Genomic DNA, 17,494 nt, shown 5'->3' with positions numbered 1-17,494 from the left:
ATATATTTTTTTGACTGAATGTCTCTATTCGTTTTCAAACGACTACAAATGAATTTAAATAGTTTCATACCGGCTTGATTTTTAGGCTTCCGCAATCTTTGCAACAGAGATTTGAGAAAACAGTGAACGTCTCAGATTTAGTATTTAATCTTAAAAAAATAAAAATTATGTCACTAAGAAACAGAGTAACATTAATCGGTTACACAGGAAAAGAAGTTGAAATGGTAAACTTCGAAAACGGAAATGCAAAAGCAGTAGTATCGCTTGCCACCAACGATTATTACACGAATGCAAAAGGTGAAAAGGTGGAAGAAACACAGTGGCACAACCTGATCGCTTTCGGGAAAGCCGCCGAGATCTTTCAGAAATATGTTCCGAAAGGAAAAGAAATTGCCGTGGAAGGAAAGCTTACCTACAGATCGTATGATGATAAAGACGGGGTTAAAAGATATATTACCGAGATCAAAGTAGAGGAAATTCTGCTTCTTGGCGGAAAATAATAAATCACAGGTGATGAAAGTAAAAGTTTTTAAGATCAGGCTGCAGCAGGAATTTCTGCAGCATGATCAGCACAGCCTTGATGATTTCCTTGAATCTCATCAGATCGTAAAAGTGGAAACAGCTTTTGTAAATGATGATAACTACTGGTCGGTGATATTGTATTTTGATGAACAGAAAATTACTGCAAACACCGTTAAAGAACCAAAACAGATGAAATATTCCGCTGAAAATGAGTTGCTGAATCATGATGAAGAGAAAATTCTCAGTGCTCTCAAGGAATGGCGATCCGAGAAGGCACGAGCCCAGAATCTTCCGACATATTTTATTGCAACCAACAAAGAACTTTTATCTGTAGCAAAATACAAACCTGCAAGAAAAGAAGAGCTGCTGGATATCAAAGGTTTCGGGAAGCATAAGATCGAAAATTATGGTGAGGAAATCCTGGAAATCCTTGAGAGTATATGACCTGAGGCAAAAACACAAATGATGGATAAATCCTAAGCTGAAGAAGATCGTCTTCTTCGGCTTTCGATTTAGCTTAAGTCAGTTCAATTGCTTATTTTTGCAGCACATATACATTAATCATCATTTATCAATTATAAAATGAAACCAGGTTTAGCAAAAGGGACGAGAGATTTTACAGCATCGGAAGTTGCAAGAAGAAGATTTATCATTAATATCTTACAGAAAAACTTCGAGTTATTCGGGTTCCAGCCATTGGAGACCCCAAGCTTTGAAAATCTTTCGACATTAACGGGGAAATACGGAGAGGAAGGTGACCGTCTGATCTTTAAGATTTTAAATTCTGGAGATTATACTTCGAAAGTCAATTCTGAAGATTGGGAGAATAAAAGTCATCAGAAACTGACCTCACAGATCTCAGATAAAGCCCTGCGCTACGATCTTACCGTACCTTTTGCCAGATTTGTAGCGATGAACCACAATCAGCTGACTTTTCCTTTTAAAAGATATCAAATCCAGCCGGTTTGGAGGGCCGACCGTCCGCAGAAAGGAAGATTCAGAGAGTTTTATCAGTGTGATGCGGATGTCGTGGGCAGTGAGAGTCTTTTACAGGAGGTAGATTTGGTTCAATTGTATTTAAAATCATTTGCAGAGCTCGGTGTTTCTGTGACGATTCATATCAACAACCGCAAAATACTTTCCGGATTAGCCGAATATGCAGGAATTACCGATAAGCTGATTGATTTTACGGTTGCACTCGATAAGTTGGATAAAATCGGTAAAGAAGGAGTGGTAAAGGAATTGCTGGAAAGAGAAATTGCCCAGGAATCCATTGATAAACTGGATTTCCTATTTGCCCAGTCGGAAGATGCTTTAGAAAACCTGCTTCAGCTGAAAGAAAAATTTGCAGGGAATGAAACCGGGCTGAAAGGGGTTGAAGAGCTGGAGTTTGTTATTACCCAATCATTGAATTTGGGAGTCAATATTCAGAATCTGGTATTTGATATCACGCTTGCCAGAGGTTTGGATTATTATACAGGTGCTATTTTCGAAGTAAAAGCGGATGAAGTTCAGATGGGATCCATTGGCGGCGGTGGACGGTATGATAATCTTACCGAAGTTTTCGGAGTGAAAAATATTCCGGGTATCGGGATTTCTTTTGGCCTTGACAGGATTTACCTGGTAATGGAAGAACTGGAACTGTTCCCCGAAGAAGCGACCTCGAAAGTGGAGTACCTGTTTGCCAATTTTGGTGGTGACGAAACGTTGGAAGCTTTAAAATTGATAAAGCAATTAAGAGAAAAAGGAATTTCTGCCGAACTTTATCCTGAATCGGCGAAGATCGGTAAGCAGTTTACGTATGCTGAGAAAAAAGGGATCAGAAATCTTGTTTTCCTTGGCGAAGAAGAAATCAAAAACGGAAATGTAACTTATAAAGATCTTGAAGCCGGAGAGCAGAAGACGGTGAGTTTGGAAGAGTTTTTAAATAAATAATACCATTTTAGAATTCTGTAATGCCATGAAAAATACAGAAGACTTAAAAGAAATAGCCAAACTTTTTCTCAAGCTTGGAGTCATAGGTTTCGGAGGGCCGGCTGCACATATTTCAATGATGCAGGACGAAGTTGTCACCAAAAGAAAATGGCTTAGTCAGCAGCATTTTTTGGATCTGGTAGGGGCAACCAATTTAATTCCCGGTCCCAACAGCACGGAAATGGCCATCCATATTGGCAGAGAAAAAGCAGGGTGGAAAGGATTAATGACTGCAGGAGTTTGTTTTATTCTTCCTGCAGTTTTTATGACAGGTATTTTTGCCTGGCTTTATAAAGAATTGAAGTTGTCTGTCTTTTTCTAAGCTTTGGATTCAGGAAAATCAATAGTGCCCTTATCGTTGTGCTGGGCTCAGGAATGGGATATCTGCTGAGCTTTATATAAATTAATTTTATGGACGGACACGTTTCATCAGACGTTATTGAAAAATGGCTTAAAGCTTGGTCGTTGTCACGACAGTTGCCATTGCCTGTACGCTATAAATCAGGATTGATGGTTGATGTAGGGGAGGAAAAACAAAGGAAACGCTATGTATTTCCCAGCTGTAATGATGATTTTTTTGAATTGGCAGAAACAATTAATCAGCCTTGGGTTTTTCTAAAAGTATGTGCGCTTTTTGATGAATTTAAAGACAGAATCCCGGAAAGATGGGTATTGCAGCCACAGGGATATATGATGTACTGCTCTTCTCCTATGAAATTCTCAGATAAAAATCTTCCGGATGAATACAGATTCGAATACAAATATTATGAATCCACTCTTTTGGTCAACATTATGGAAAATAATAATATAGCCTCATCGGGCCGTATTGTATTTGTAGATGATCTTGCTGTTTATGACAGAATTTTTACGGAAAAAGATCATCGAAGAAAAGGACTGGCAGGTTTTTTAATGAAAGAGCTTGAAAAAGTAGCACTGTCAAAAGGTTTTTCCAATAATTTTTTGGTGGCCACCGAGCAAGGCAAAAAATTATACGAATTATTAGGCTGGAAGCTGTACAGTTTTTATACTTCTATTGTAATCGAAAGAGAATAAACTAAATTTTATATTGAAAGAGTGAGCTTTTGATTTAACCTGTGTAAAGCATTTGAGAGTTCATATAAACAAAAATATTATTTTACACTCCAAGAATATACTTTTACATTGCTCAAATACAACTTTGGGATACGCCAATATACTTTTACATCGCTAAAATATTAATCTGCATCGCCAAAATATACTTTTACATTGCTAAAATATAAGTTTGCGGTGTGCCAATATACTTTTGGATCGCTAAAATATTAATCTGTATAGCAAGAATATACTTTTACATCGGAAGAATATACTTTTGCGTTGATTAAATATAACTTTAAATGATGTCAGGCTGTAATATTTAGTTCGAAAAAATAATTATCGGTTTGTAATTTCCCGACTGTAATAGTGTATTATTGGTGTAAATTTATTTTTATATTTTTGGAAAAATATCAGCCATGGAAAACTATCTGGAAATAAACAAAAACTCCTGGAATGCCAAAGTAGAGACTCATCTGAAATCGGATTTTTATTTTGTGAATGAATTCCTGGAAGGCAGGACCTCTCTGAATTCTATTGAACTTGAGCTTTTGGGAGACCTTAAGGACAAAAGCGTTCTTCATCTGCAATGTCATTTCGGGCAGGATTCTATTTCCTTATCAAGGCTGGGGGCAAAGGTGACGGGAGTTGATCTCTCGGATAAAGCAATTGCTGCTGCTGAGGAACTGGCTGCAAAATGTGGAACGGATACTCAGTTTATCTGTACGGATCTGTACGAGCTTCCGGATGTTCTCGACCGGAAATTTGATGTTGTCTTTACCAGTTATGGTACAATCGGATGGCTTCCTGATCTTGATCGGTGGGCGAAGGTAGTTTCTCATTTCTTAAAATCAGAGGGAAAATTTGTCATGGCAGAATTTCATCCGGTAATATGGATGTTTGATGATGATTTTGAAGGAGTGAAGTATAATTACTTTAATGAAAAACCTATTGTTGAGACCTATGAAGGGACTTATGCAGACCAGTCTGCCGATATAGTCCAGCAATATGTAATGTGGAATCATTCTCTGGCAGAAGTACTCCAGGGATTACTGAATAACGGGATTTCTCTGGAGCGTTTCAATGAATTCGACTGGTCTCCATATCCTTGTTTCAGGCATGTAGAGGAATTTGAAAAAGGAAAATGGAGAATTCCACAGTTTGGAAATAAAATCCCTTTGGTGTTTGCTATAGAAGCAATAAAAAAGTCATCGTAACAAAATTACGATGACTTTTCTGAATATATGAATGTTAAAATAACTAGTCTTAGCTTACAGTTTCCTGTGCTTTATTTACAGTATCCTGTGCTTTGTTTTTGAATTCATCTGCTTTGTCTTGAACCTGGGAAGCAACGTTATTAGCTTTGTCTTTAAGATCATTTCCCCATTTGTTTAGGTTATCCTTTGCATTGTTTATTTTATCTTTTACGATTTGTTTTTGCTCAGGACTTGAGTTTTTGTATTTCCAATATGCTAAAGCGCCAAGACCAACTAATGCTAATAAACCTTTTGTCTTATTTCCCATGATTTCTATTTTTTAAGTGTTAATATTAAAATTTTGTTATTAACAATCATGTAAAATACGTGCCAAAAAAAATATCAGAAGTATAAAATAATGTTAAAATTAATTGAAAGTTTCTAAATTTTCTCCGTCGAAACTTGCAAAAACCATGGTAGGATGGGAGTCACGGTGGAATATATTTCCATGGTTATCAATAGCGATTGCACCTGCAAATCCGTCGATCACTTTCAGTTCCTCAAATGTTTTGTCAAAAGCCTTCTCAATAGGCATTCCATCGGTCACTCTTGTAACGATTTTTGCTGCTGTAGCATTGCTTACGATATCTTCACCGACACCGGTACAGCTTACTGCACAAGAAGCATTGGCATAATTACCGGCAACAGTAGCCGAATCTGATATCCTGCCGGGAATTTCAAATCCTTTTCCGCCGGTGGAAGTGGCAACGGCTAATTTACCTTCTTTATCAATAACGACACAACCGACTGTACCTTTACCGCCATTCTTCAATTTTGCTTCGTATTCTTCCCTTCTTTTCGGAATTTCTGTGGAAAAGTTTTCAAATCCATGTTCATCGGCGTATTTTTTCGCTCCGCCTCCTCCTAAGACGCGGTCATCTTCTTTCATCAGTGCTTTGGCCACAAAAATCGGATTTTTCACGTCCTGGATATTGATGACACCACTCATTTTTTCAGTTTCTCCGTCCATGATGGCTGCACTCATCCTGATCACACCGTCACTCTGGATCTGAGAACCTGTTCCGGCATTGTACAGTTCGTCATCTTCAAGGAGTGAAACAGCAAATGCAGCCGTATCAAACGCTGAATGGTCCTGTAAATAATCAAAAGCTTTTTTTACAATATTTTTCAGAGATTCTTGTTTTGCCGTTTTTACTTCATGACTCTGATCACTTTCAGAGAAAAATCCGCCGTGAATTATTACCTTCATTTTAATGTTGTTTTTTGTAGACAAGATAGCCAATTTTTATAAAATCATATATGATTCCCGCCAGTAATGTGAACGCAGCCAGGATCAGTATTTTTAAACTGATCAGACCATAAAGGATGCCTCCCGTGATGCCTCCCAGAAAGAAAAAACTGATGATGGAAATCCTGAGCTTTATGGATGAAACAAGTTTTTTCCTCTGATCTCCTTCCCGGTAAAAGAAAAGCTGTGAAAGCTCAATTCCAAGGTCTGTAAACAATCCGGTAAGATGCGTTGTTCTCACTGTTGCATTGGAAATAGTAGTCACCAGGGAATTCTGAAGACCCATGGCAAACAGAAGAATGAATGACAGTAAGACAGGATTGTATTTAATAAAATAATTCCCCCAGATGCCTGCGCCTAACAAAAGGGTGCACTCAATCAGCGTCGGGATAATGTAAAGGTATTTGCTGTTTTTCCTTGAAGCGATTTCCGTGATAAAATTGGAAACAAAAGATCCGAAAAAGAAAAAGAGGATGTAGAGAAAGAATATCATCCCTTTCCAGAATCTCAGATTAAAGACTTCATCAATAAAAAAAGCGAAATGACCTGTAACATTTGTGGTAAGGGTCTGAACGGATAAATAACCCGCTACATTTACGATCCCGGCAACAAAAGACAGTAAGCAGGCAATGCGTAGATTGTGATAATATGTTCTTGTCCTGCCTTTGTGTCTGAACATGTTTGGTGATTATTTGTCCTGAGGAATCGGATTAAATTGTGAATTCTCGATCGTCAGGGTTTTTGTGGTAAGATCATAATGGTCGTTCATAGACATTACGTGTACTGTAAGATTGTCGATAGAAATAGGCTCCCCAAGATTGATATTGGTAAGGTTGGTATCTTTAATGAATCTTCCGTCCACAAGGATAACAAGCCCGGAACCGACTGCTGTCATGACATCATCGTGAATAAAAAGCCCGGTGTCTTCACCAAGCCCGATTCCGAGTGTTCTGGGATTGTTGACTACCGCCTGGAATAGTCTCCCGATTCTTCCGCGTTGTACAAAATGGGTATCGATGATTACATTATCAATAAGGCCCAAGCCCTGTGTAGTTTTAATTTCCCCTTTCAGCAAGGCTTCAGAACTGCTTCCCTGGTAAATCATATTTTCGGAAGCTGCGGCTGCTCCGGCAGAAGTGCCTGAATAAATAAAGTCCTGTTCCTGATATTTCAGCAGAATCGTATCATGGAATCTGGTTCCCCCCAGAATAGAAGTCAGCCTCAGCTGGTCTCCTCCGGTGAACATGACAACATCTGCGGCATTTGCCCTGGCTACAATCGGATCAGAGTTGGCCTCTTCGCGATTGTGAATATCCAGGATGTTTACATTTTTGGCACCTAAAAATTCAAAAGCTTTTTTATATTCTGAGCCTACGATCTGTGGAATCTGTGAGGCTGTCGTAATAATTTCAATGACAGAATCTTCCTTATGCTTAGACTCATTGATGATTTTTCTAAGGATTCCTCGCTCAAAAAAATTCAGGTTTTTTTCGATATTCTGATCAAAATCGGTTTCGGCAAAACTTCCTTTGTTTACAGCACCACCGATTACAATTAATTTTCCAACAGGTTTCGTCATAGGGTGCAAATTTAAAAAATAATTAACAGGTGGGAAAATTCAAGGTCCATAAAATTGATTTTGAGGATTTTAGAATGGCAAAAAAATCTCGTTTATTTTTAGTAAATATTCAAACGTGGTATAGTTTTGTTTGGGGTTTTGCATTATCTTTGATTTTAAATGCAGTTATTGTTAACTATTAAAAATGCAAATAGACTATGAAAATTGAAAAGATACAGGCATTGCGCGGCCCGAATATTTGGAGTATCAGAAGAAAGAAGCTGATACAGATGAGGTTGGATCTGGAAGAGATGGAAAATTTTCCTACCAATAAGATCAACGGGTTTAGAGAAAGGATCGAAAAATTGCTGCCTTCTTTGTTTACCCACAGATGTTCCGAAGGTGTGGAAGGAGGATTTTTTCATCGTATAGAAACAGGAACCTGGATGGGACACGTTATTGAGCATATTGCCCTGGAGATTCAGACTCTGGCAGGGATGGATGTGGGTTTCGGAAGAACCAGGGAGACCAAAACTCCGGGTGTTTACAATGTAGTATTTAATTATATTGAAGAAAATGCAGGAATTTATGCAGCCGAAGAATCTGTAAGAATTGCACAGGCCCTGATCGATGGGGATAACTATGATATCAATGCCTGTATTCAGAAGCTTAAAGAGATTCGTGAAAGAGTACGTCTAGGTCCTTCTACGGGAAGTATCGTTGAGGAAGCGGTTTCAAGGAAAATCCCATGGATCCGTTTGGGGACGAATTCTCTGGTGCAGCTCGGCTATGGAGTAAATCAGCAGAGATTCCAGGCGACCATTACAGGGAAAACAAGCTCTATTGCCGTAGATATTGCCTGTAATAAAGAGTTAACGAAAAGAATGCTGCATGACGCTGCGATACCGGTACCCATCGGAGATCTGATCATGGATGAAGAAGGTCTTGACAGTGTGGTCAGGAAAATAGGATATCCGGTGGTGATTAAACCTTTGGACGGAAATCACGGAAAAGGCTCTTCCATCAATGTTACTGACTGGGAATCTGCAAAAACAGGACTTGAGCATGCACAGAAATATTCAAAAAAAGTAATTGTTGAAAAATATATTACAGGGTATGATTTCAGGGTTCTTGTCATTAATAATAAAATGGTGGCTGCTGCAAGGAGAGTTCCTGCGCACGTTGTGGGTGATGGAGAGCTGAATCTCGAGCAACTCATTGAAAAGGAAAATAGAGATCCGAGAAGAGGCTACGGTCATGAAAATGTTTTAACCGAAATTGAAGTTGATAAAGATACGACCGAGCTTCTTGAAAAACTGAATTATACATTGCAGACAATTCCTCAGCGAGGAGAGGTCGTTTATCTGAAGTCGACGGCCAATCTCTCAACGGGAGGAACTTCGATTGATGTTACAGATATGGTTCATCCGGAAAATATCACAATGGCAGAAAGAATATCAAAAATTATTGGTCTTGATGTCTGCGGGATCGATATTATGGCTGAAAACCTTACGCAGCCGTTGAAGGAAAGCGGAGGTGCCATCATTGAAGTAAATGCCGCGCCGGGTTTCAGGATGCATTTGGCTCCAAGCGAAGGCTTACCGAGAAATGTGGCCGCTCCGGTTGTTGATATGTTGTATCCACCAGGCAAACCGTTTACCATTCCGATCATTGCGGTGACAGGCACCAATGGCAAAACCACCACTACCAGACTGATTTCCCATATTGTAAAAAGCAATGGCTATAGGGTTGGCTTTACGACTTCTGACGGGATTTATATTCAGAATACGATGCTGACGAAAGGGGATACAACAGGACCTCTTTCGGCTGAATTTATTTTAAAAGATCCGACGGTAGAATTTGCCGTGCTGGAAACTGCCAGAGGGGGAATTCTACGTTCCGGACTGGGCTTTTCGCAGTGCGATATCGGGGTTTTAACCAATATTGAAGAAGATCATCTCGGAATGAACGATATCCATAACCTCAGAGATCTTACCCGTGTGAAAAGAGTTGTCCTCGACAGTGTGAAGAAAAGCGGATGGAGCATTTTGAATGCCGACAATGAATATTCCATGAAGATCATCAATGATCTGGATAGCCATGTTGCCATCTTCAGTATGAATGAAAACAACAGGCATATTCAAAAATTTGCCAAGGAGGGAAGGATTACCTGTGTTTACGAAGAAGGATTTGTCACCATCAAAAAAGGCGACTGGAAGATAAGGATTGGTAAAGCCAAAGATTTCCCGATTACTATGGAAGGAAAGGCTAAATTTATGATTGAAAATGTACTTGCTGCAAGTCTTGCCTGTTATCTCTACGGATTCGGAATTGAAGATATTTCTAATTCTTTAAGGACTTTTATTCCAAGTGCACAGCTTACGCCCGGAAGGCTGAATGTTTTTAAATTCAAAAATTTCAAGGTCTTAATTGACTTCGCCCATAATCCATCAGGGTACGAAGCGATTGAGGATTACCTTAAAAATGTGGAAGCGACGAAAAAGATCGGGATCATTTCTGGGGTAGGTGACCGCAGAGACAGCGATATCAGGGAATGTGGAAAAATTGCGGGAAGAATGTTCGACCATATCATTATAAGAAATGAGAAACATCTCCGCGGGAGAACGGAAGATGAGATCAACGGACTCATTATCGAAGGCATGCAATCATCAGGAAAAGATGTAAGTTATGAGATCATCCCCAAAGAAATCGAAGCCCTGAAACATGCGATGGGAATGGCTGAAGAAGGGACGTTTATCACCGCTTTAAGCGACGTTATTTCCAATGCTATTGATCTGGTTCAGGATTACCAGACAAGAGAGCTTCTGGAAGATGATAAGATTTAATTTATAGGATTAAAAAACTTTCGGCGGCATCAAAGATGCCGCCGAAAATTTTTTTAATATTAAAGTTATTTTATAAATTTTCCCAAAGCTGTTTTATCTCACGCATTTTAACCAGATAAAAATACAAGGGAATCAGCTCTAACCGCAGGGTGAAAGAATTCGTATCAGGTGATATAAATGGTGTAATCATCATGATAGTACATACTGCAATACCGACGATGGCATCAACAATAGCAGCTTGCGGAGCCCATTTTTGTTCAAACCAAAGCCCGTAGGCTACAATTCCTTTATAGATGAGTAAGCAACTTGTTAATAGTCCGTAAAAAGTATAAGTATGTGTTGCTTCAATTCCGTAAATCGAAGTTTTAAATTCTCTTACAAAAGGTCCGATTCCAAGAAGCAAAGCGGATATTGTTCCTCCGATCATAAAAAACCAAACAAAGATTTTGATCCATACCGGTAAAAGATTTCTTCTTCGTGTAAAATTTGCTTTCTTTTCAAAATCTTCAAAAGCTGAAGTTTCATTCATTGTATATTAGTTTTAAAATTATTCCTCTGCAAAAAAAGCATTCGAGCTTCCGATCCAGATGGCATCTTTCTTATTGAAATCGACATTTACCATGGCCGCTTTGGTCATCCGACAAAGGTTTTCCAGCAGGATGGGACGTTCGTCATTTTCGCTCCAAATATACAATAATCTGATCTCCGCTTTGGAAAAATATCCGTGAATATCTTCAAAAACCGGTTCGTACTGCACTTTCCGCTGCAAAATATAGTTTTCCTTGTCTTCAATAGCTTCTGTAACTTCTTTGGTGGGATTTAAATTCACTCCGCTTCCGGCGAAGGAAAATAAAGGCTTCAGTACAAAATTGCCGAGGTTTTCATCTTCGGGGAATTCGTTCAGAAAATAACTTTTCGGAACAAACTGATGCTGTAAAAGTGGCAAGAGGAACTTAGAAATTTTAAAGAACCAGTTCGGATGCGTTACCCAGGTGATATCAATGTCTTCACGGAAATCAAATTCCGTTTTCAGGTCCGGGATTCTGTCCAGTTCATCGAAAATGACACGGTTGTAAATCCTTTTGATCTCTGTCAAAGTTCCGTTGTTATCATAGAATAATTTTTTACCTTCTTTTTTTACTTTAGTCAGGCAAACGGTTTTAATGCCCAGCAATTGTTCGGTGAAAACGAAGTCAATGGCAGTTTTCTGTTTTTCGGGATAAATTTCAAGAAGAATAACATTTTCAGGGTTTTCGTTGCCGACAATCAATTCTTTCAAATGATTTTTAAAGGTTTCATGCTTCATCGTATTCCTGATCTCCGAAAGAAAAGGATATACTTCACAGAACGTATCTTCAAAAACCTTCTGAAAAGCATAGAGCGAAGGGAAGGCCTGAAGTTCAATCAGCTGCGGTTCTATTTCACCGTTTGCATTTCTGCAGATCCCGAAATCTATCGTAAAAAAATGAGGTTTTTCCGTGTCATTAGGGACTCTGCAATTATCAGGAATAGCCTTTTGTAAAATATCCGGAGGGAGAGCTTTAATCTGATCAATAATGCTTTCACTTGCATCTAACAATTTGGATTCAAATTCTTTGGTCAGGAAAATCGGACTTTCGGAAATCCTGAACACAGGTTCCAGACCGCTTTTTTGCTTTAAATATTCTTTCAGGAGACCATACTTTTCCTGTGAAAAATCGTGGTTAAACTGTTTTCGGTATTTAGGAATCATAAATATTTTTCTTTGTGATTTAAAAAATCGGGTAATCTGACCCGATTAAAATAATATATGGTAAAATGTAATTATCAAATTTAAATTACAGTATCAGTTTGATACACGATATTTTGTTTTGCAAAGTCGAAAAACCGGGGAAGAATCTGCGATTGCGTAAGAATGATTTTATCATCATCATCAATTCTGTCGATGGTTTCCAGGTATTTTTCCATTCCGAAATTCTCGATCATGGCCAATTTGTTTTTTTCGTCCTTAAGATTTTCAATGATTCCTTCGGGATTGGCTTCGGGGTGAAACTGCGTACCAAATATTTCCTCAGAAAAGCGAACAGCCATGACTGCTCTTTCAAGATCAACGTGAGGCCTGAATTTTTCAATTGCCGTGATTTGCATTCCCAATTCCTCGAAACGATGATGATCCGGCTCTATGAATTGATAAGCCCGCGAATCAACGGCGTAGAAGGGGTTCGGAAGATTTTTAAATAAAAACTCCTGCTCGCCTTCTTCTGTTTTATGCACCGGCATTACTCCGAAAGAGTATGATTTTCTTTTACATATATTGCCCAGTTTCCAGTGAATGCTGGCCAGCTGGAAAGAATGGCAGATCAGGAAAAGGTATTTTTTATTGGAACTGGATTTATTATGTTCAAACACCGAATCCAGGAATCCGCTGAATTGCTCTTCCCACTCAAATCCTTCTCTGTGAGGATTCCCCGGTCCTCCGGAAGAAATAAAAATGTCGAAGTCTTCAACATCCGGAATTTCATTTTTAAACCTCACATCAAACGTGGTGATGGTTACATTTTCCTCGTGGCAGCTTTGTTTGAAAGCTTCGGCGATTTCTTTTATATTTTTAAATCCCTGGTTGATCTGGTTGTTGTTCATATCCAGCAAAGCAATTCGGATCTCTTTCATGCTACTTCATATTTTGTACAAATGTATTACAAATTGTGAAGCGGTTCACCGTGGGTGATGCCATATTCCGTTTCGGAGATCATATAGTCAACGACTTTCGTCAGATCACCTGTTTCATTGAAAATTTTAAGCTGTCGGTCGGCACCTGTTCCGTGTTCCAGTATTTTCCAGGCATATTCTACTTCACTACGGCAACCTAAATCATCCACCACATCATCAATGAATTCCAGAAGTTCTTTCAAAAGATCAGGATACGGAACAGATTCTTCTTTCCCAAAATCGATAAGATGAGCTTCAATTCCGCTTTTTGAGGCTCGCCATTTATTTTCGTTGAGCAGTAATCTTCGGTAGCTTCTGAAACTTAAATTCTGCTGGTGCAGCTTATAGATTTTTGCAACCAGTGACTGCATGATGGCAGCAAGGCAAACCGTCTCATCGATTCTTAAAGGCATATCACAAATCCTGAACTCGATGGTAGGATAGAACGGGTGCACCCGAAGATCCCACCATATTTTTTTGGCATTGTCTATGGTTCCCGTTTTTACCAAAAGGTCGACATAGCTGTCGAATTCGGCAAGGGAATTGAAGAAACTGGGAATTCCGGTTCTTGGGAATTTTACGAAAATTTCCTGCCGGTAAGATTTAAATCCTGTATTTCTGCCGATCCAGAAAGGAGAGTTGGTAGACAGGGCATACACGTGGGGAAGAAAATACCTCATCACATTCTGGATTCTTACACCTTCTTCACGGTTTGGAATTCCGATATGAACGTGAAGTCCAAAAATCAAATTTCCGCGTGCGACATCACCCATGTCGTCTACGATTTTATGATAGCGTTCGCCGTCGGTAATGGTATTGTGCTCCCAGTTGGAAAAGGGATGTGTTCCACCACCGGAGACGCGCAATCCCTGTTCGTGGGCGGTCTTAATGAGATGTCTTCTGAGATTGGTTAATTCTGCTCTGGCTTCCTGAATGTTCTGGCAGATCCCGGTTTCCATTTCGATCATGGATTCGTGCATTTCGTGCTTTAAATTTTCGCTTAAAACCGCTTTTCCGCCTTCGATAATTTTCGAAACATGAGAGATCAGGTCTCTGCTCTCAACATCAATAATCTGATATTCTTCTTCGATGCCAATAGTAAACTGATGCATTTTTTTTCGTGTTTTTATGTTTTTTATTTAATAGAATCTTTTACAAAATTTCCCCATGCGATATTAGGTTTTCCGGAAACATATTCTTTAGCTTTTTCTACGGCTAACTTTGCCGCATGCTCCACAATCCATGCAAAATTTTCTTCCCCTACAGAATTTCTGTCGGCATCCGGAGCCGGATTGCAGAAGTCAATAGCATAAGGGATTCCGTCGCGAACAGCAAATTCCACCGTATTGAAATCATAGCCTAAAGCTTCATTCATTTTGATGGTGTAATCATGGATGGTTTTCAATAGTTTTTCCAATTCTTTACCCTGTGTTTTATGGGTGGTTTCATACCTCATATGGGGAGCGTTTCTCGGCTCGTAAGGCATGATATGTACATATTTTCTGCCCAAACAATATACCCGGTAGTAATCATCAAAAATAATTTCTTCCTGCACCATCATGACAAGCTGCTCAGTTTCCGAATGTTTTTCCCAGAGATCCTGCGGGTTTTCTACGCGGTATACATTTCTCCAGCCGCCACCGTCATGAGGTTTCATATAAGCCGGAAATCCTACGTAGTTAAAAATATAATCCCAGTCATGAGGGAATTTGAGGTTTCTGAAAGAAGTTTCCGAAGTGTTTTCCGGTCTTTCAAAAGAGGGAAGGAGAACGGTTTTGGGAAGAGGAATTCCGAGTTTTGTCATTAAAGCATTATTGAAAAACTTTTCATCGGCACTCCACCAAAAAGGATTGTTGATGACATAAGTTCCGTTCAGCGCTGCATTTTTAAGATAAGCCCTGTAAAAAGGCACATCCTGTGAAATTCTGTCGATGATCACGGCGTAGCCATAATCGGTTCCCTGTTCGAGCTTATCTATCGTTACAGGTTCTGCCACGATTTCACCTTTTCCGATTTCATTTACTTTATCAATAAATGCCCAGGGAAAAGTGTCTTCCATTCCGAATAGTATTCCGACTTTTTTAACCATAATGTATTTTTTTAATGTTTTGTATTATTTATTATAAATTTAATTAAAATGGATTTTGATATTGATTTGAATGTAACCATAAGTTGTTTATTTCTGATACTTAAAAGCAATTGGTAGTTAAAAATCTTTGTGGACTTTGCGTTAAAATCAATCACAATCTAAATCAAAAAAGTTCCTAAGAGAAAAACGCCCCGATAAAAGTCGGGAAAACCATCCTCCAAAGCGGCCAGTCGTGATTAATCCATTTTCTTTCGTCATACCAGAAATCTATTCCTTTTAAACGCAGAATTTCTGCCATTTCAATATTTTTATCCCTGCAGATATCCTGATCGGAAGTGCTTAAAACAATGTGCATGTGTCTGTATTTCCAGGCTTCATCATTTTTTACAAACTCTCTTGGACAATTGAAATATACCAGATCATCAGAATATCCGTCCATAAAATTCCTGATGCTGAAAGCTCCCGAAAGACAAAATACGTGAGAGACAACATCCGGAAACCTGAAGGCAAAATTAGCCGCGTGGTATCCGCCGAAACTTGCTCCGGCTACTGCAACACGATGTGTTTTATGGATTTTCTGAATGTAGGGTACAAATTCCTTAATAAGAAACTGTACATATTTTTCATAATTTCTGATCCGTTGCTGCGGCGGAATGCTTTCGTCGTAAAAGCTCCAACTGTCGATCGTCTGGATGTTATACAACTTTATTTTTCCCTTTTCGATAAACCAGTTAATGCTTTCATTGAGATGAAAATCATGGTTTTGGGTATAAAGACCCTGAGAGGTCGGAAACATAATGATCGGATATCCGTAATGTCCTGTGACTTCTACTTTTATACTTGCTCCTAAAATATGTGAGTAATAATCGGTATGTTCTATATGCGGCATTTTTTTGTAATAAATGATGATGATTGATCAATGATAATTAATTTGCTGGCTGCTAGCTCGTCGGTTTGCTCTTCGGAGGGAGAATATTCAGCATTTCAGCGTGAATGATTTCTGCGGCATGGTCGAGCCTTTCCTGAATCATTGCCGGATCATTGGATTTATACACAATTCCGACGTGATGATCGATCGGTAAAAATTTCACTGTTTCCGGGCTTTCAAATTGAGTATGATCTGCTTTTTCATCTTTAATCAGTGCAATGATCAATCCGGCGTAATATCCTGTAGGTTTGGAAATCCGGTAGTCTTTTCCCCGCAGTAGAGCATCTTCAATTTTTGCCCATTCTCTCCAGATGTTGATATTGCTGGAAGCTTTCACAAGATCAGGAATATGAGCGCCTCCCACTCTTGAAGAGGTTTCCAGGAAGTAGTATTTTCCGTCTTCTTTACCTTTTATAAACTCGGTATGTGTCGCACCGTTCATCAGTCCGAAACTGGATAAAAGTTTTGCATTGGCATTTTCCAGGACTGTAAATTCTTCAGAATACCGTCCCAGTGTTTTAGTTCTGAAAACACCTCCTTCATGAGAAACCTGCATGGGAGGTGCCAGGTATTTTGAGACGGCGGTGAAAACGATTTCTTTATTGAATGTAAGACTGTCAATGTGATATACATCACCGGGTTTAAAGCTTTCCAGCAGGAACAGGTGACGTTCTTCTCCCAGATTATTGAGGGCTTCCCAAAGTTCTTCTTTGGAATGCAGCTTTTTGATTCCTGACGCGGAAGCTTCTGAACGCGGTTTCAAAACCCACGGTGCCGGAACCTGATCGGCAAATGCATTAACCTCATCATTGTTAAAGACTGCAGTGAATTCAGGAACCCTGATATGCGAATCTTTTGCTTTTTGCCGCATGGCAAGCTTGTCCCTGAAATACCGGTGCGTAGTTTGTCCCATACCGGGAATGCGAAAGGTTTCCCGCACCAGTGCTGCTTTTTCCACATCGTAGTCATCAAGGGCTACCACAGCATCGACTTTTCGGGTTTGCATGAGGTAAGAAAATCCCTGGATAAGATGGTCGAGATTCCAGACTGAGGGTTTCAGCTCGTGCATGTAGAAGGTTTCGTCGATAGCATGCCATGGCCAGTTTTTTTCTTTCAGGTTTTCTGAAGTAATTAAAATGACCTTATTACCGAGATGTTTCATTTCGTCCATGAAATCATATCCCTTGTAATAGCACGAAATACATACTATTGTTTTCTTCTCCATATAATGTTTTTTAGTTTTTAGTGAAATTTCAAAAATAAAAGCGGTTTTTTATTATTTATTTAATATTAAATTAATAAAAATAATGTGCTTT

Annotated in this window: 17 protein-coding genes and 1 pseudogene; 7 read left to right on the top strand and 11 right to left on the bottom strand. The window is 39.1% G+C overall.

The genetic code is table 11. The annotated features are described in order from the left end of the window. Nucleotides 1–167: 167 nt before the first annotated feature. From AC0N32_RS07950 to AC0N32_RS07925, 6 genes and pseudogenes are all read left to right on the top strand, one after another. A complete protein-coding gene (locus AC0N32_RS07950; protein WP_476393319.1) occupies nucleotides 168–500 on the top strand; it encodes a single-stranded DNA-binding protein in 333 nt (110 codons plus the stop codon). 13 nt (nucleotides 501–513) lie between these two features. Then, complete coding sequence (locus AC0N32_RS07945) at nucleotides 514–966, top strand: HRDC domain-containing protein (protein WP_476393318.1); 453 nt, start codon at nucleotides 514–516, stop codon at nucleotides 964–966. Nucleotides 967–1,104: 138 nt separating this feature from the next. Then, complete coding sequence (gene hisS, locus AC0N32_RS07940) at nucleotides 1,105–2,457, top strand: histidine--tRNA ligase (RefSeq protein ID WP_476393317.1); 1,353 nt, start codon at nucleotides 1,105–1,107, stop codon at nucleotides 2,455–2,457. Nucleotides 2,458–2,482: 25 nt separating this feature from the next. Next, nucleotides 2,483–2,791 (top strand): annotated as a pseudogene (locus AC0N32_RS07935) (chromate transporter); the annotation flags it as partial. Between the two features lie 116 nt (nucleotides 2,792–2,907). Further along, nucleotides 2,908–3,549 (top strand): GNAT family N-acetyltransferase, encoded by a 642-nt coding sequence (locus AC0N32_RS07930; RefSeq protein ID WP_476393316.1) that lies wholly within the window; start codon nucleotides 2,908–2,910, stop codon nucleotides 3,547–3,549. 434 nt (nucleotides 3,550–3,983) lie between these two features. Beyond that, entirely contained in the window at nucleotides 3,984–4,781 is a 798-nt protein-coding gene (locus AC0N32_RS07925; protein WP_476393315.1) for a class I SAM-dependent methyltransferase, read from the top strand. A gap of 49 nt (nucleotides 4,782–4,830) precedes the next feature. Here AC0N32_RS07925 and AC0N32_RS07920 read toward each other — a convergent pair whose 3' ends face one another. The 4 genes from AC0N32_RS07920 to AC0N32_RS07905 all read right to left on the bottom strand — a co-directional run bounded on the left by AC0N32_RS07920 (nucleotide 4,831) and on the right by AC0N32_RS07905 (nucleotide 7,648). Continuing rightward, entirely contained in the window at nucleotides 4,831–5,088 is a 258-nt protein-coding gene (locus AC0N32_RS07920) for a YtxH domain-containing protein (RefSeq protein ID WP_476393314.1), read from the bottom strand. Nucleotides 5,089–5,187: 99 nt separating this feature from the next. Beyond that, complete coding sequence (locus AC0N32_RS07915; RefSeq protein WP_476393313.1) at nucleotides 5,188–6,030, bottom strand: isoaspartyl peptidase/L-asparaginase; 843 nt, start codon at nucleotides 6,028–6,030, stop codon at nucleotides 5,188–5,190. Nucleotide 6,031: 1 nt separating this feature from the next. Continuing rightward, complete coding sequence (locus AC0N32_RS07910) at nucleotides 6,032–6,748, bottom strand: YoaK family protein (RefSeq protein WP_476393312.1); 717 nt, start codon at nucleotides 6,746–6,748, stop codon at nucleotides 6,032–6,034. Nucleotides 6,749–6,757: 9 nt separating this feature from the next. Then, complete coding sequence (locus AC0N32_RS07905) at nucleotides 6,758–7,648, bottom strand: cyanophycinase (RefSeq protein WP_476393311.1); 891 nt, start codon at nucleotides 7,646–7,648, stop codon at nucleotides 6,758–6,760. A gap of 197 nt (nucleotides 7,649–7,845) precedes the next feature. Between AC0N32_RS07905 and cphA the strand changes: the two genes are divergently transcribed. Beyond that, nucleotides 7,846–10,473, top strand: coding sequence for a cyanophycin synthetase (gene cphA, locus AC0N32_RS07900; RefSeq protein ID WP_476393310.1), 2,628 nt, complete (start codon nucleotides 7,846–7,848; stop codon nucleotides 10,471–10,473). A gap of 70 nt (nucleotides 10,474–10,543) precedes the next feature. Here the strand turns inward: cphA and AC0N32_RS07895 are convergent, their stop codons facing one another. The 7 genes from AC0N32_RS07895 to AC0N32_RS07865 form a co-directional block, all read right to left on the bottom strand. Beyond that, nucleotides 10,544–11,002 (bottom strand): hypothetical protein, encoded by a 459-nt coding sequence (locus AC0N32_RS07895; RefSeq protein ID WP_476393309.1) that lies wholly within the window; start codon nucleotides 11,000–11,002, stop codon nucleotides 10,544–10,546. A gap of 18 nt (nucleotides 11,003–11,020) precedes the next feature. Next, nucleotides 11,021–12,205: a hypothetical protein gene (locus AC0N32_RS07890; protein WP_476393308.1), complete on the bottom strand. Its 1,185-nt coding sequence runs from the start codon at nucleotides 12,203–12,205 to the stop codon at nucleotides 11,021–11,023. A gap of 80 nt (nucleotides 12,206–12,285) precedes the next feature. Further along, complete coding sequence (locus AC0N32_RS07885; RefSeq protein ID WP_476393307.1) at nucleotides 12,286–13,122, bottom strand: type 1 glutamine amidotransferase; 837 nt, start codon at nucleotides 13,120–13,122, stop codon at nucleotides 12,286–12,288. Between the two features lie 26 nt (nucleotides 13,123–13,148). After that, nucleotides 13,149–14,273, bottom strand: a complete 1,125-nt coding sequence (locus tag AC0N32_RS07880; protein ID WP_476393306.1) for a carboxylate-amine ligase — start codon at nucleotides 14,271–14,273, stop codon at nucleotides 13,149–13,151. A 23-nt stretch (nucleotides 14,274–14,296) separates the two neighbouring features. After that, nucleotides 14,297–15,250: an ATP-grasp domain-containing protein gene (locus AC0N32_RS07875; protein WP_476393305.1), complete on the bottom strand. Its 954-nt coding sequence runs from the start codon at nucleotides 15,248–15,250 to the stop codon at nucleotides 14,297–14,299. A 175-nt stretch (nucleotides 15,251–15,425) separates the two neighbouring features. Continuing rightward, nucleotides 15,426–16,139, bottom strand: coding sequence for an alpha/beta hydrolase-fold protein (locus tag AC0N32_RS07870; RefSeq protein ID WP_476393304.1), 714 nt, complete (start codon nucleotides 16,137–16,139; stop codon nucleotides 15,426–15,428). 52 nt (nucleotides 16,140–16,191) lie between these two features. Further along, nucleotides 16,192–17,403, bottom strand: coding sequence for an ATP-grasp domain-containing protein (locus AC0N32_RS07865; protein ID WP_476393303.1), 1,212 nt, complete (start codon nucleotides 17,401–17,403; stop codon nucleotides 16,192–16,194). Nucleotides 17,404–17,494 lie beyond the last annotated feature (91 nt).

This window comes from Chryseobacterium endophyticum (assembly GCF_056333165.1).
Note: the sequence above shows the minus strand (reverse complement) of the source record. Positions and strands in the feature narration are given on the sequence as shown.